Origin of the sequence: Ochrobactrum sp. AP1BH01-1, assembly GCF_018066705.1 — a bacterium.
GTDB lineage: Bacteria > Pseudomonadota > Alphaproteobacteria > Rhizobiales > Rhizobiaceae > Brucella.
Genome location: NZ_JAGPOU010000002.1, coordinates 926,397 through 940,837, shown reverse-complemented (window position 1 = coordinate 940,837; position 14,441 = coordinate 926,397). Strand labels below are relative to the sequence as shown.

Below are 14,441 nucleotides of genomic sequence, written 5' to 3'. Positions count from 1 at the left end.
TTTTCTGTTCAAATGATAGCGGTTTCTAACGGAATTCGTAGCGAAGACCGGCGCGGATCGTGTGCATGTTGAAGCCGTTGTCCTTGGCTTGCGTTCCGGTGGCGCCCGGTCCGTCGGCATTGCCGTAAGGGTTCGTGTTGCGGTCGTCGGCATCATATCCGTAAGCCTTGCCGCCGTTGATGCGCATATAGCGATAGCCGACATCCAGCTTGAGCTGCTCGGTCAGGTCATAGCTGACACCGGCCATGAGAGCCATTGCAAAGCGCCAGCTGTCCAGTCCGCCCTTTTCGCTGGAATAGGTGCAGCCTGCGCAGACTTCGTGGCTTTTCCAGTCGTCATATCTGACATAGGCCGCGCCAAGACCTGCGCCGAGATAAGGCGTGACAGGCCCCGTACGCGGCAGGTCGACATAGGCGTTGGCCATGGCCGTCCAGATATTGGCCGTCGAGGAATCCTCATAGTTGCAGTTGTCCTCAACCGGATTGAAGCCCTTTCCGGATTTTACATAGCTCGGACAAGGGGTGCGTCCGTTGATGCCTGCGCGGAAGTAATCCAGCGTGGCGTCGGCGCGGAATGTGTCGGTGAAGCGATAGCCGACACCCACGCCATAGGTTGCACCTGCCTTGAGATTGAAATCGTCATAGCGCAGCGTGTCGTCAATGCCGCGATAGGGCGGATCGAACTGGTTCCAGAAGTTCCACTCACCGTCTGTGCTGGATTTGAAATTGTAACCGAGGTCGCCGCGGATATACCAGCCGGACGAATTGACCGGTTCCGGCATGGGTTCAATGGGGGGCTCTGCAATTATATCAGCGGCAAACGCCGCACTCGATCCCGCCATCAGACTGACAGCCACGATGGCAATGGCGGAAATGCACTTCATCGGTTCCCACTCCAAATCCGACCAGAAATCGGCTCACAAGCCGTATTGCCGGATATGGTAAAGAGATATGTTTAACACTTGGTTATTAAGTAACCTTGCGGTGTATTTATATCAGTACTCGCGCATGGCGCGATATTGCTTAAGTAACAACTAAAATATTGGAGCCGACGCGAAGCCGGCTCCGAACATCGTCAAAAGTTTATGGAATGGATGATCGACTTGTCGATCTCGTTAATGTCGCGCTTGCCGCAAAGGGCCATCGTGACATCCAGTTCCTTGCGGATGATTTCAAGCGCCAGCGTTACGCCGTCCTTGCCCATCGCGCCGAGGCCGTAGAGGAACGGGCGGCCGATGAACACGCCCTGTGCGCCAAGCGCGCGGGCTTTGAGCACATCCTGGCCGGAACGGATGCCGCCATCGACATGAACTTCGATCTCGTCGCCGACAGCATCAACGATCGGCTGCAGCATGGAGATTGAGGATGGTGCGCCGTCGAGCTGGCGTCCGCCATGGTTCGACACGATAATCGCGTCGGCGCCTGACTTCGCCGCCATCCTTGCATCCTCGGCATCGAGAATGCCCTTGAGGATGAGCTTGCCGCCCCATTGTTCCTTGATCCAGGCCACGTCGTTCCAGTTGAGCTGCGGGTCGAACTGCTCCGCTGTCCAGGAGGAGAGGGAGGAAAGGTCGGTAACGTTCTTGGCGTGACCGGCAATGTTGCGGAAGGTGCGGCGTTGCGTGCCCATCATGCCGAGGCACCAGCCGGGACGGGTAGCCATTTGCCAGATATGCTTCGGCGTGAATTTCGGCGGGGCGGAAAGGCCGTTGCGGATATCCTTGTGGCGCTGGCCCAGAATCTGAAGATCGAGCGTCAGCACCAGTGCCGAGCAGCCCGCCGCCTTGGCCCGGCCGATCAGGTTCTTAACGAAATCGCGGTCCTTCATCACATAGAGCTGGAACCAGAACGGCTTCTTCGTCACCGAAGCGACGTCTTCGATGGAGCAGATGCTCATCGTCGAAAGGGTGAAGGGAACGCCAAAGGCTTCGGCTGCCTGCGCTGCCAGCATTTCGCCGTCTGCGTGCTGCATGCCGGTCAGACCTGTCGGGGCGAGAGCCACCGGCATGGACACCTTTTCACCGATCATCGTCGTTTCCAGCGAACGGTTCGTCATGTCGACGAGAACGCGCTGGCGCAATTTGATCTTCTTGAAGTCGTCCTCGTTTGCGCGGTAGGTCGACTCGGTCCAGGCCCCAGAATCCGCGTAGTCAAAGAACATCTTGGGGACGCGGCGCTGGGCAAGCCGCTTCAGATCGGCGATTTCAACGATGTTGGGCATCTATCCCACCCCTTGTGGTAATTTTTCTTGACCAATCGCATGACGGATCGCGCGGCTGAAATCAAGTACGAACAAGTATCGAATAACAATTCCCTCGCGGTTAATTGAAGGACCGGCTAATTCCTCTTATGGTAATGCCACACGCCCAAGGCAGCTTCCTGCCGATCAGAGAAGGCGTTCCTGCAACTGAGCCCGTAATCGGGTTAGAGGGTAACGGATGAACAAGGCCACCAAAACCGGTTTCATCGGCAAGCGATCTGCTGCTGCGGGTGGATGGGGTGCATTGAAGAGCTGCGGCAAGCAATTGCTCGCAAGCGGCGCACCTCTCTCCGGTGCGCGCACGCTTCTCAAGGCGAACCAGCCCGACGGGTTCGATTGCCCCGGCTGCGCCTGGGGTGATCCGGAACATGGCTCGTCCTTTGAATTTTGCGAAAACGGCGTGAAGGCTGTTGCCTGGGAGGCTACCGACCGGCGCACCATGCCCGCTTTTTTCCGCGAACATACGGTTTCCGAGCTGCGTAGCTGGACGGATTATGATCTGGAGAATACCGGACGCCTGACCCATCCGATGCGCTACAATGCTTCGACCGATCAGTATGAAGCTGTGGAATGGGATGAGGCTTTCAGAGCCATTGGCGATATTCTCAAGAGCTTCGACAGTCCGAACCGCGTCGAATTCTATACTTCGGGCCGCGCTTCCAACGAGGCTGCGTTCCTCTATCAATTGTTCGTGCGCGCCTATGGCACCAATAATTTTCCCGACTGCTCCAATATGTGCCACGAAGCCAGCGGCGTCGCGCTGAAGCAGTCGGTCGGTGTCGGCAAGGGAACCGTTCTGCTGGAAGATTTCGAAATGGCTGATGCCATTTTCGTCGTAGGCCAGAATCCGGGCACCAATCATCCGCGCATGCTGGGTGATTTGCGCCGTGCAGCCGAACGCGGCGCCCGCATTGTCGTTTTCAATCCGATCCGCGAACGCGGACTGGAGCGTTTCGCCGATCCGCAAAACAAGCTTGAAATGCTGCATGGCGGCAGCGAAGCCATAGCGAGCGACTATTTCCAGCCGCGCCTTGGTGGAGACCTTGCCGCTTTCCGTGGCATGGCCAAGGCGGTTTTCGCGGCGGACGACGCCGCACTCGCGGCAGGCAAGCCATCGATTCTCGACAGGGCCTTTCTCAGCACGCATACGGCGGAACTGGAAGCATATCGCGCGGCTGTCGACGCGACCTCATGGGAGGAGATCGAGGATCAGTCCGGCCTGCTCCGGGCGTCGCTCGAACGCGCGGCGCAGATCTATATGCAGTCGGAACGGGTCATCTGCACCTGGGCGATGGGAATTACCCAGCACCGCCACTCGGTCATCACGATCCGCGAGATCACCAATTTCATGCTGCTGCGCGGCAATATCGGCAGGCCGGGCGCGGGGCTTTGTCCGGTGCGCGGCCATTCCAACGTGCAGGGCGACCGAACCGTCGGCATCAATGAACGGCCTCCAGTCGCATTTCTCGATGCGCTGGAAAAGGAGTTCGGTTTCAACGTTCCGCGCGAGCCAGGGCACAATGTCCTGGGCGCCATCGGCGCGATGCTTGACGGATCGGCTCAAGCTTTTATCGGTCTTGGCGGTAATTTCGCCCGAGCCACTCCGGATAGCCCGCTTATCGCGAAAGCGCTTTCCGGCCAGCGCCTGACGGTTCATATTGCAACCAAGCTCAACCATTCGCATCTGGTGCCGGGGCAGGATTCTTTCATCCTGCCGTGTCTGGGACGCACTGAAATCGATCTCAACTCCAAGGGCGTGGCGCAGATCGTGACGGTGGAAGATTCCATGAGCATGGTGCATGGTTCGGGTGGCATAAATGCGCCTGCCTCGCCTCATCTGCGCTCGGAGGTGGCGATCATTGCGGGCATGGCGCAGGCGACGCTTGGGCCCCAGCCGGTCAATTGGCTGGAACTTGCCGACGATTATGATCTCATCCGCGACCGGATTGCCCGCGTTTTGCCGGACTTCCACGATTTCAACGTTCGTGTGCGGGTTCCGCGTGGCTTCCACTTGCGCAACACCGCCCGAGAACTGGAATGGAACACGGCAAAAGGCAAGGCGACGTTCTGGACCGGGGCCTTGCCGGAAGCGGTTGAGCACCAGCAGGCGCGCGGCACGCCCGGACGCTATGTATTGCAGACATTCCGCAGTCACGATCAGTATAACACGACTATCTATGGGATGGATGACCGCTATCGCGGCGTCTATGGCGAACGGCAGGTTGTCTTCATGAATGCCGACGACATGGCCGATCTCGGCGTCGAGGCCGGCGACCGGGCCGATATTGTTGGCGAGTTCGACGACGGCGTGGAGCGTATTGCCCGCGATTTCCGCTTCGTGCCCTACGATATCCCGCGTGGCTGCATCGCCGGTTACTATCCGGAAATGAATGTGCTGGTACCGCTCGCAAGCTCCGGCGATGAAAGCTTCACGCCGACTTCAAAATCGGTGATCGTTTCGTTTCGTCCTCTCAAATCGGCTGCCACATGATGGACGAGAGCGAGGCGGAATATATGGCGCTCGTCGACGCCCTTATGACTGCGTCCGGTAGTCTTACCGGATTGGGTGCCGGGATCGTGGCTGCGCTGGCGCTGGATATCGCCTCAGACAGCCGAACTTTTGCGCGGCTGCTCGGGGTAGCGCACGCGCTGGTACTCCGGGAAATTTCAGTGCTCGGTCAAGACAACGGTTATGTGCGGATCAGGCAGCGCGATCCGCGCACACAGCGCACGCGCTTTGAATTGAACGCTGCCGGGCAAAGGCTTGTACGGGAGGTAAGGGGCTAGCGAGCTAACGACAATTGCCGGCTTTTCCGGAACATTTTTTAAGGCAGCATATCTCTATATTTCTATTTATAAATATTGTGATGAAAGGCAAGAGCCGATCCATTGTTTTGTTTGAGCATATCCGAAACTATTTTTACAGCGATAACTATGAATCCATATCTTTTACAACGCCGCTTTCCTCTGCGTGGCTTTAATTGCATCCTCATACGAACCGAACCAGTGAGAATCGTGTAAATGCCAGTAAAATCACTCATTTACGGTTTACGGAATGGACAGGGGCGCCTTATGAGACAGCCCGTTTTTCCCCGTTTCAGGATAGCCGGTACAGTTATTGTCTGTCTGGGGCTGTTTGTGCCCGGGGCTGCGTTTCAGGCGCGTGCGGACCAGCTCAATACTGTTCCGGTAGCGGCGACAAAAGCGATCGCCAGCGATTATCAGCCGAAGCTGACATTATCCGGCGCGATAGCTGCGCGATCGCTTGTCAATGTGTCGTTCCGCCTGAACGGCCAGGTCGTGCAGCGTCTGGTGGAAATCGGCCAGCATGTGGAAAAAGGGCAACCCCTCGCAAGTATCGATGACGTCGAACAGCAGGCTAACCTGCGCGTTGCGCAAGCCTCCAAGGATGCCGCGCAGGCGCAGCTGGTGCAGGCGCAGGCCAACTTTGCACGACAGAAGGCCTTGCTCGCGCAGGGCTTCACGACGCGCAGCACCTATGATCAGGCGAACCAGAACCTTCAGACGACGCAAAGCGCCCTCGCCAGCGCGGAAAGCCAGCTTAACGATGCGCGCGACCAACTATCCTACACCGAATTGCAGGCGCCTGTTTCAGGTGTGATCACCGCGCGCAATGTGGAAGCCGGTCAGGTAGTACAGGCGGCGCAGACCGCGTTTTCGATTGCCGAGGACGGGCCGCGCGATGCGGTCTTCGACGTGCAGGAAACGCTGGTCAATCACGCCAAGATCGGAATGGGCGTCACGATCTCCCTTCTCTCCGATGCTTCGATAAGTGCCGAAGGCAAAATTCGCGAAATTTCGCCGGTGGTTGATGCGCAGACCGGCACTGTGCGGGTCAAGGTCGGAATAGCGCAAACGCCGCCCCAGATGGCGTTGGGCGCTACGGTAACGGGCACGGTTCATATGGAAAGCGTGAAGGTGGTCGTTCTGCCATGGAGCGCGATGACTTCGGATGCAGGGCGCACGGCTGTCTGGAGGCTGTCCAAGGATTCCAAGGTGGCAACGCTGGTTCCGGTCAAGGTACTCGCCTACGAGAAAGGCCGGTTGCTCGTTGAGAGTGGACTACAGGAAGGCGAGCTGATTGTCACCAAGGGCGCGCAGATGCTGCGTTCCGGCGAACCGGCCGAGGTTGTGCTGGAACAGGAAGGGCTCGTTGCACAATGAAGACGGCAATCCAGTTCCCCACGATCCGCTCGACGGGTTATGTCCTCCTGCTCGGCGCGGCGGTTCTGCTCAGCGCCTGTGGCAAGGAAGAAGACAAGCAAGCGGACACGGACGTCGCGCGTCCGGTTCTTTACATGGTGGTCGAACCCAAACCTGTGACACAAACCGGTTTTGCCGGCACGATTGAGCCTCGTTATTCGACCGATCTCGCCTTCCGTGTGCTGGGGCGAATTATCAATCGGCCTGTTCAGGTGGGCGATCTCGTAAAGAAGGACGAGATGGTAGCCATGCTTGATCCTTCCAATCTCGATCTTGCCGTCCAGTCCGCGCGCGCCGATCTGGCGAGCGCGGAAGCACAGTTTGCCAATGCCTCGGCAAGCGAAGAGCGCCAGCGTATCCTGCTGAAAGGCAATAATGTGTCTCAGGCCGATTATGATGCTGCAAGGCAGGCGCGGGACAGCGCTCAGGCGGGTCTTGAAAAGGCCCGGGCGGGGCTGAAAAAGGCGCAGGATCAGCGCAGCTATGCCGTGTTGCGCCCGGATTACGACGGCGTCATTTCCGCAACGAGCGCCGAAGTGGGGCAGGTCGTTGCAGCGGGACAAACGGTGGTGACGGTCGCGCGTCCGGATGTTCGGGAAGCGGTGCTCGATATTCCCGACAGCATGACGCAGTATTTTGAGCGGGACACGCCTTTCAACGTGCAGCTTCAGGCCGACCCCACTGTCACGGGGCAGGGAACCGTGCGTGAGGTTGCGCCGCAGGCGGACGCGCAAACGCGCACGCGGCGCGTGCGCATTGCGCTCGACAATCCGCCCGACGGCTTTCGCCTCGGCGCAACGATCCGGGCAGCGATGGCCGCACCCGAACAGAACCTTGTGACGATGCCGATCCAGTCCTTGCATGAAGAAAACGGCAAGACCGGCATCTGGGTCATAGATCCGAACAAACAGACGGTTTCCCTTCATGACGTGCAGATTATCGAACGGCGCGGCGGCAGCTTTGTCGCCGGGGGTGTCGATGTCGGCAGTTACGTTGCGATTGCCGGTGCGAATGAGTTGAAGGAAGGACAGAAAGTCCGCCTGGACGTGAAAGGAACGGGCCTGTGAAGAAAGGATTCAATCTGTCTGACTGGGCTCTGAATCATCGGTCCCTTGTCTGGTACTTCATGCTCGTCTTTCTTGTCGCGGGCTTCATCTCCTATATCGATCTCGGCCGGGAGGAAGACCCGGAATTCACCGTCAAAACGATGGTCGTGCAGGCCAACTGGCCCGGCGCGTCCGTTGAGGAAACACTGAATCAGGTTACGGACCGGCTGGAAAAGAAGCTCGAAGAGCTGGATACGCTCGACTATACCCGCAGCATAACCACGGCGGGCAAATCGGTCGTGTTCGTATTCCTCAAGGATACGACGCGCGCTGAACAGGTTAAAAAATCCTGGACGGAAGTGCGTCACTTTCTGAACGATATTCAGAATACGCTGCCGCAAGGTGTGCTCGGGCCATATTTCAACGACCAGTTCGGTGATGTTTACGGCAATGTCTTTGCCTTCACGTCAGACGGTCTTTCCATGCGGCAGCTGCGGGATTATGCCGAAAGCACGCGCGCGAAAATTCTGACATTGCCGAATGCGGGCAAGGTCGAGCTGATCGGCGCGCAGGACGAGGCGATCTATCTGGAGTTCTCTACGCGTCAGGTTGCAGCGCTCGGGCTGGACCAGCAGGCAATCCTGCAAGCCTTGCAGGACCAGAACGCCATCACACCTTCCGGAGTTGTGGAAGCTGGCCCTGAGCGCATCAGCGTGCGTGTCAGCGGGCAATTCACATCGGAAGCCGATCTGCGCGCGGTGAATTTGCGTGTCAATGATCGCTTCTTCCGCCTTTCCGATGTCGCCACGATCACACGTGGCTATGTCGACCCGCCGACATCTATTTTCCGGGTGAACGGGCAGGACGCCATCGGTCTTGGCATCGGCATGAAGCCAAACGGCAATCTGCTCGAATTTGGTACTGCTCTTGACAAGATGATGAACCAGGTGGCGACGGAACTTCCGGTTGGCGTCAATGTTTTCAAAGTTGCCGATCAGCCGCAGGTTGTCACGGAAGCAGTGTCGGGTTTCACCGAAGCGCTGTTCGAGGCCGTTGTCATCGTTCTGGCGGTAAGCTTTGTCAGCCTGGGCGTTCGAGCGGGCTTTGTCGTTTCGCTGTCGATCCCGCTGGTGCTGGCGATCACCTTCCTGGCAATGTCCTTGATGGATATTTCACTGCAACGTGTGTCTCTCGGGGCACTGATCATCGCGCTCGGCCTTCTGGTCGATGATGCAATGATCGCGGTTGAAATGATGGTGGCGCGGCTGGAAGCGGGCGATCCGATCAACAAGGCGGCAACTTACGTCTATACCAGCACTGCCTTTCCCATGTTGACGGGTACGCTTGTAACTATTGCCGGGTTCATACCGATCGGGCTCAACAGCAGCCAGGCCGGTGAGTATACGTTCACCTTGTTCGTGGTGATTGCCGTTTCACTGATTGTCTCGTGGATCGTGGCGGTGCTGTTTGCGCCCTTGCTGGGGGTCACCTTCCTGCCGAAGAAAATGAAGGCGCATGAAGAGAAGCACAGCCGATTCTTCACGATCTTCTCGCAGGTTCTGCTCGCATCCATGCGGCATAAATGGATAACCATCCTTACGACCATTGCACTGTTCGTCATATCGGTTTTCGGCATGGGCTTCATCGAGCGGCAGTTCTTCCCGCAATCAGACCGGCCGGAGCTGGTGCTCGACTGGACGCTGCCGCAGAACAGTTCCATCACCGATACAAGAACTCAGATGGAAAAGTTTGAAGCAACCATGCTCAAGGATAATCCCGATGTGGATCACTGGAGTACCTATATCGGGGAAGGTGCCATCCGCTTCATCCTCTCCTTTGATGTACAGCCGGCAAATCCTTATTTCGGGCAGATGGTGGTCGTTGCGAGGGATCTGGAAGCGCGTGACCGGCTCAAGGAAAAATTCAACGAGGCTCTGCGCAAGGACTACGTCGGAACAGACGTCTATGTGAAATATCTGGAGCTTGGGCCACCTGTGGGTCGTCCGGTGCAATACCGTATTTCAGGACCGGATATCCAGAAATTGCGCAGCGTTGCGCAGGATTTTGCCGGTATCCTGAGCGCGGATAAACGGCTTGGGGTCGTCAACTATAACTGGAACGAGCCGGGGCGTGTCATTCGTGTCGATGTCATGCAGGACAAGGCGAGAAAGCTCGGCATTTCCTCGAAGGATATTGCAACGACCCTCAACGGTATCGTTGGCGGGATCACAATCACGCAGGTGCGCGATTCCATCTATCTGATCAACGTTATCGCACGGGCGCAGAAGCAGGAACGGGATTCGATCGATACGCTCCAGAGCCTCCAGATCGCAACCGGTAACGGGACATCGGTGCCCTTGGCGGCGATTGCCAACTTCCGGTATGAACTGGAGCAGCCGGTTATCTATCGCCGTTCGCGTATTCCGACGATAACGGTTGCCGCCGGTATCATCGACAAGACGATGCCGGATACGATCGTCAAGGATCTGGCGCCTGCCATCAAGACCTTCGCCGACAAGCTGCCGGCGGGCTATTACATACAGACGGCGGGCACCGTGGAGGAAAGCGGCAAGAGCCAGGGGCCGATTGCAGCGGTCGTTCCATTGATGCTTTTCGTCATGGCGACGGTCCTGATGATCCAGTTGCAGAGCTTCCAGAGGCTGTTCCTTGTCGTTGCGGTGGCGCCGCTCGGTCTGATCGGCGTGGTGGCCGCTTTGCTGCCAAGCGGCAAGCCGCTCGGGTTTGTGGCTATCCTCGGCGTGCTGGCGCTGGTTGGTATTCTCATCCGCAACTCGGTCATCCTGATTGTGCAGATCGAGGAAGATATCCTCGGGGGCGTGCATCCCTGGAATGCCGTGGTGAATGCCAGCCAGCACCGAATGCGGCCCATCGCGCTGACGGCGGCGGCGGCAAGTCTGGCCCTGATACCCATCGCGCGTGAAGTGTTCTGGGGACCGATGGCCTACGCCATGATGGGCGGCATCATGGCGGGCACGGCAATCACGCTCCTGTTCTTGCCCGCGCTTTACGTAGCCTGGTTCCGGATCAAGGAACCGGAACGCAACGGCGACGAGCCGCCAGCCGACGCGCATCCCGCGCCGCACTCGCACTGACCGAAAAAGGCCCACCGATGAGTGGGCCTTTTTCATGAGATTGTCACTTGCTATTGGTTCTATATAGGTTCTATTATGTCGGATATGAATAGAACCACATTGATTACGGCCATTGAAGAGCGCGGCCTGCACGATCCGCAGCTCACGGGACCGCTTTACCGGAACCTCGCGCGTATTCTTGGGGAGCTGATCGAGGACGGGCAACTTGCGCCCGCTGTCGGTTTGCCGCCGGAGCGCGATCTGGCGGAACAGCTCGGTGTCGGTCGTATCACTGTGCGCAATGCTTATAAGGAACTGCTGACGCAGGGCGTGGTCGAAGCGCGGCGCGGCAGCGGCACTTTCGTTGCCGAACGCCCGGCCCGCATCAGCCAGCATCTGTGGCGTTTGACTTCGTTTTCGGAGGACATGCTGTCACGCGGCAAGGAGCCGGGCGCGCGTGTCGTTACCAACAAGGTCGATAAACCATCGCCGGACGAGGCTTTTCGGCTGGGGGTCGGTGTCGATACGACTGTGGTGCGGCTCGACCGCTTGCGTCTCGCCGATGGCGTGCCGATGGCTTTTGAGCGCGCGGTGGTTCCACGCCATTTTCTGGATTTGGACCGCGTCGATGAAACCTCGCTTTATGGCGCTTTGGCACGGCGCGGCCATAAGCCGGTGCGCGCGTTGCAACGCCTGACAGCGGTGACACTCGATCCCGGCATAGCTCGTCTGCTTGGCGTGCATCGCGGAGCACCTGCGCTTTTGATCGAGCGCGTCTCGCATCTCGAAGACGACCGGATCGTCGAATATACCCGTTCGCATTATCGCGCCGATGCCTATGACTTCGTCGCGGAACTGAAAATTGGAGAATGACCATGAACAGCCCTTCCTCCCTGATGCTGCAGGAAACCGAACAGTCGCCGGCCGTCGTCGCAGGTCTGCTTGAGAAGGAGGCAGGCACGTTCGCGGAAATCGCGCGCATCTTCCAGAAGAGCGAACCTGCGGTCATCACCACCGCCGCGCGCGGTTCGTCCGACCACGCGGCAACATTTTTCAAATATCTGATGGAAATCACGATGGGTATTCCGGTGGCTTCCATCGGGCCTTCAGTAGCATCGGTCTATGGTTCCAAGCTGAAGCTCAAGAACGGACTGCATTTCACCGTGTCGCAATCCGGCGCCAGCCCCGACATTGTTGCGGCGCAGGAAGCAGCCAAGAAAGGCGGAGCGACAACGGTTGCCGTGGTGAACGTTGTCGATAGCCCGCTTGGTAACGCTGCCGACGTCGTGCTGGCGCTCAATGCAGGCGAAGAGAAAAGCGTTGCTGCAACCAAGTCGTTCATTGCCGCGGTTGCCGCGCTTTCGGGCGTGGTGGCATCGGCCAGCGGTGACGCAAGCCTGCAAGCCGGGCTGCAACGCCTGCCGGAAGCGTTGGCTGCTACACAGCCCGAGGGCCGCGAAGCAGTGGAAAACCTTCTGTTCAATGCGCGTTCGCTTTATACCGGTGGTCGCGGCACGGCCTTTGCGATTGCACTTGAAGCTGCTCTTAAGGCAAAGGAAACCGCCAATATCCATGCCGAAGCTTTCTCTCTGGCCGAACTGATGCATGGGCCAATGCGTCTGGTGGAAGAGGGCTTCCCGATCATTTCCTTCCTGCCACGTGACGAAGCCTTTGACACGAACATGCAGGCCCTGAAGCGGCTGCACTCTTTCGGGGCGAGCATCGTGTCGCTGTCCGATGCGGAAACGCCGGGCTTCCGGTTGCCGTCGGCGAGCACGAGCAATGCCCACCTCGATCCGCTCGTGTCCCTCATCAATTATTACCGCGTCATTGAAGCGGTCACGCGCCGCAAGGGTTTCGATCCCGACAAGCCGCGCAATCTCAACAAGGTTACGGTGACGGTATGACGAAAAAATCAGCAATAGCAGGCGCGCGCATTTTCGACGGCGAGCGGTTTCACGACCGGAGCGCGCTGGTGTTCAGCGATGGCCGGATCGAAGCCATTGTGCCGGAAGCCTCGCTTGGCGAGACCCATGAAGTCGAGCGTCTGAATGGCGGCGTTCTGGCGCCCGGCTTCATCGATGCGCAGGTCAATGGCGGCGGGGGACGGATGCTGAACGATCAGCCAACGCCCGAAACCATGTTTACGATTGCCAAGGGGCATCGCAAATATGGAACGACCAGCCTTTTGCCGACGCTGATCACCGATACGACACCCGCGCGCGATGGCGCTATCGAAGCGGCTATCGAAGCGGTCAAGGCTGACAAGGGCGTTGCCGGCCTGCATCTCGAGGGGCCGCATCTGGCCCCGGCTCGCAAGGGCGCGCATCTGGCGGAGCTGATGCGTCCCGTCAATGATGCCGATATTGCGCTCTATGTCCATACGGCGAAGCAGATCGGCACATTGCTCGTCACGCTTGCTGCCGAACAGGTCACTCCGGAGCAGGTGCGCCGGCTGAGCGATGGCGGTGTCGTCGTCAGCATCGGCCACAGCGACACGACCGCCGAGGAAGCGTTCAAGCGCTTCGATGCTGGTGCGCGCAGCGTGACCCATCTTTTCAACGCCATGAGCCAGATTGGCCACCGAGCGCCGGGACTCGCGGGCGCGGCGCTCGATCATCCCGACATCTGGTGCGGTATCGTTGCTGATGGCCATCATGTTGATCCGATGGCGCTGCGGCTTGCGCTCAGGGCAAAGCGCGGTGACGCTCATCTGTTTTTCGTGACCGATGCGATGGCCTTGGTCGGCTCGGATTCTGAAAGTTTTGAGATCAACGGGCGCGCGGTTCGTCGGGTACCGGGCGGCATCTGCTCCAAGCTCGTGCTGGCCGATGGCACGATTGCCGGTTCCGATCTCGACATGGCGTCGGCTGTTCGTTTTGGCGTAGCCGAACTGGAGCTTACACTGGCCGAAGCACTGCGCATGGCGAGCCATTATCCTGCGCGCTATCTGCGTCTCAATGATCGCGGTATGTTCCGTCCCGGCGCGCGGATGGACGCCGTACACCTTGACGATGGGTTGTTTGCGAAAGCCACATGGCTTTCGGGTAACAAACAGGTTGCGGGGTAAGACCGATGACCGAGATCACCAATCGTTATTTCGATGATCTGATCGCCCGGCTCTCCGGTCTGCGGGATCGTCTTGCCGATCCGATGGCTAAGGCCGCTGAGCTCATTGCCGCTGCAGCCAAGTCGGATCGCCGGGTCTATGTGTTCGGCACCGGCCATTCGCATATGATGGCGGAAGAACTGCATTATCGCGCGGGCGGACTGGCGATCACCGTGCCGATCCTTTGCGGCGCGATCATGCTGCAGGATGGCGCAGTGGCAAGCTCGCATTTCGAGCGGATCGAAGGGGCGGTGCTGCCGATTCTCGAACGCTATGGCATTCGCGACGGCGACGTGCTGATCGTCGTGTCGAATTCCGGCGTGAACGCCGCCCCCATCGAGGCCGCTCGCTTTGCGCGTGAAAAGGGGGCTGCCGTTATTGCGGTCACCTCCGTCACCTATTCCAACGCCATCGCCAAGGGGCGCACGCAGTTGCTTTCGCTGGCCGATGTCGTTCTGGACAATGACGCGCCAGCGGGCGATGCCGTGCTGGAAGTGGAAGGCAGCGCATTGAAGGTCGGACCGGTTTCGACGGCGCTTGGCGTCACGATCCTCAACGCCATTTTTGCCGATGTGGCAGCACGGCTTGTAGGGGAGGGCGACGCGCCGATTTACCTCAGCGCCAACATGCCGGGCTCCGGCGATGTGAACCGTTCGCTGGTTGCTCGTTATCGTAACCGCAACCCGCATCTTTGAAGCTGGCCGCATCCCG

11 protein-coding genes are annotated in these 14,441 nt (G+C 58.7%); 9 read left to right on the top strand and 2 right to left on the bottom strand.

The window, feature by feature from the left end; translation table 11 throughout:
* Positions 1–25 precede the first annotated feature (25 nt).
* Both J9800_RS09910 and J9800_RS09905 read right to left on the bottom strand, forming a co-directional pair.
* Positions 26–883, bottom strand: a complete 858-nt coding sequence (locus J9800_RS09910) for an outer membrane protein (protein WP_114216238.1) — start codon at positions 881–883, stop codon at positions 26–28.
* Between the two features lie 191 nt (positions 884–1,074).
* Complete coding sequence (locus tag J9800_RS09905) at positions 1,075–2,220, bottom strand: alpha-hydroxy acid oxidase (RefSeq protein ID WP_114216239.1); 1,146 nt, start codon at positions 2,218–2,220, stop codon at positions 1,075–1,077.
* 217 nt (positions 2,221–2,437) lie between these two features.
* Here J9800_RS09905 and J9800_RS09900 point away from each other — a divergent pair, with 217 nt between their 5' ends.
* The 9 genes from J9800_RS09900 to J9800_RS09860 all read left to right on the top strand — a co-directional run bounded on the left by J9800_RS09900 (position 2,438) and on the right by J9800_RS09860 (position 14,425).
* On the top strand, positions 2,438–4,750 hold the full coding sequence (locus tag J9800_RS09900; RefSeq protein WP_114216240.1) for an FdhF/YdeP family oxidoreductase: 2,313 nt from the start codon (positions 2,438–2,440) through the stop codon (positions 4,748–4,750).
* Positions 4,747–5,046, top strand: coding sequence for a hypothetical protein (locus tag J9800_RS09895; RefSeq protein WP_114216241.1), 300 nt, complete (start codon positions 4,747–4,749; stop codon positions 5,044–5,046). Before J9800_RS09900 ends, J9800_RS09895 begins: the two co-directional genes overlap by 4 nt.
* Positions 5,047–5,331: 285 nt before the next feature.
* Positions 5,332–6,444, top strand: coding sequence for an efflux RND transporter periplasmic adaptor subunit (locus J9800_RS09890; protein ID WP_114216242.1), 1,113 nt, complete (start codon positions 5,332–5,334; stop codon positions 6,442–6,444).
* Positions 6,441–7,550, top strand: a complete 1,110-nt coding sequence (locus J9800_RS09885) for an efflux RND transporter periplasmic adaptor subunit (RefSeq protein ID WP_114216243.1) — start codon at positions 6,441–6,443, stop codon at positions 7,548–7,550. Before J9800_RS09890 ends, J9800_RS09885 begins: the two co-directional genes overlap by 4 nt.
* Positions 7,547–10,642, top strand: coding sequence for an efflux RND transporter permease subunit (locus tag J9800_RS09880; protein WP_114216244.1), 3,096 nt, complete (start codon positions 7,547–7,549; stop codon positions 10,640–10,642). Before J9800_RS09885 ends, J9800_RS09880 begins: the two co-directional genes overlap by 4 nt.
* Positions 10,643–10,726: 84 nt before the next feature.
* Positions 10,727–11,494 carry a GntR family transcriptional regulator gene (locus J9800_RS09875; RefSeq protein WP_112585977.1) on the top strand — a complete coding sequence of 256 codons (768 nt, stop codon included), beginning with the start codon at positions 10,727–10,729 and terminating at the stop codon, positions 11,492–11,494.
* Between the two features lie 2 nt (positions 11,495–11,496).
* Positions 11,497–12,528 (top strand): SIS domain-containing protein, encoded by a 1,032-nt coding sequence (locus tag J9800_RS09870; protein WP_114216245.1) that lies wholly within the window; start codon positions 11,497–11,499, stop codon positions 12,526–12,528.
* Complete coding sequence (gene nagA, locus J9800_RS09865; RefSeq protein WP_114216246.1) at positions 12,525–13,691, top strand: N-acetylglucosamine-6-phosphate deacetylase; 1,167 nt, start codon at positions 12,525–12,527, stop codon at positions 13,689–13,691. The genes J9800_RS09870 and nagA overlap by 4 nt, the downstream gene beginning before the upstream one ends.
* A gap of 5 nt (positions 13,692–13,696) precedes the next feature.
* The gene (locus J9800_RS09860) at positions 13,697–14,425 is read left to right on the top strand and encodes an SIS domain-containing protein (protein WP_112585612.1); all 729 of its coding nucleotides are present in this window, start codon (positions 13,697–13,699) and stop codon (positions 14,423–14,425) included.
* The last annotated feature ends 16 nt before the right edge of the window (positions 14,426–14,441 follow it).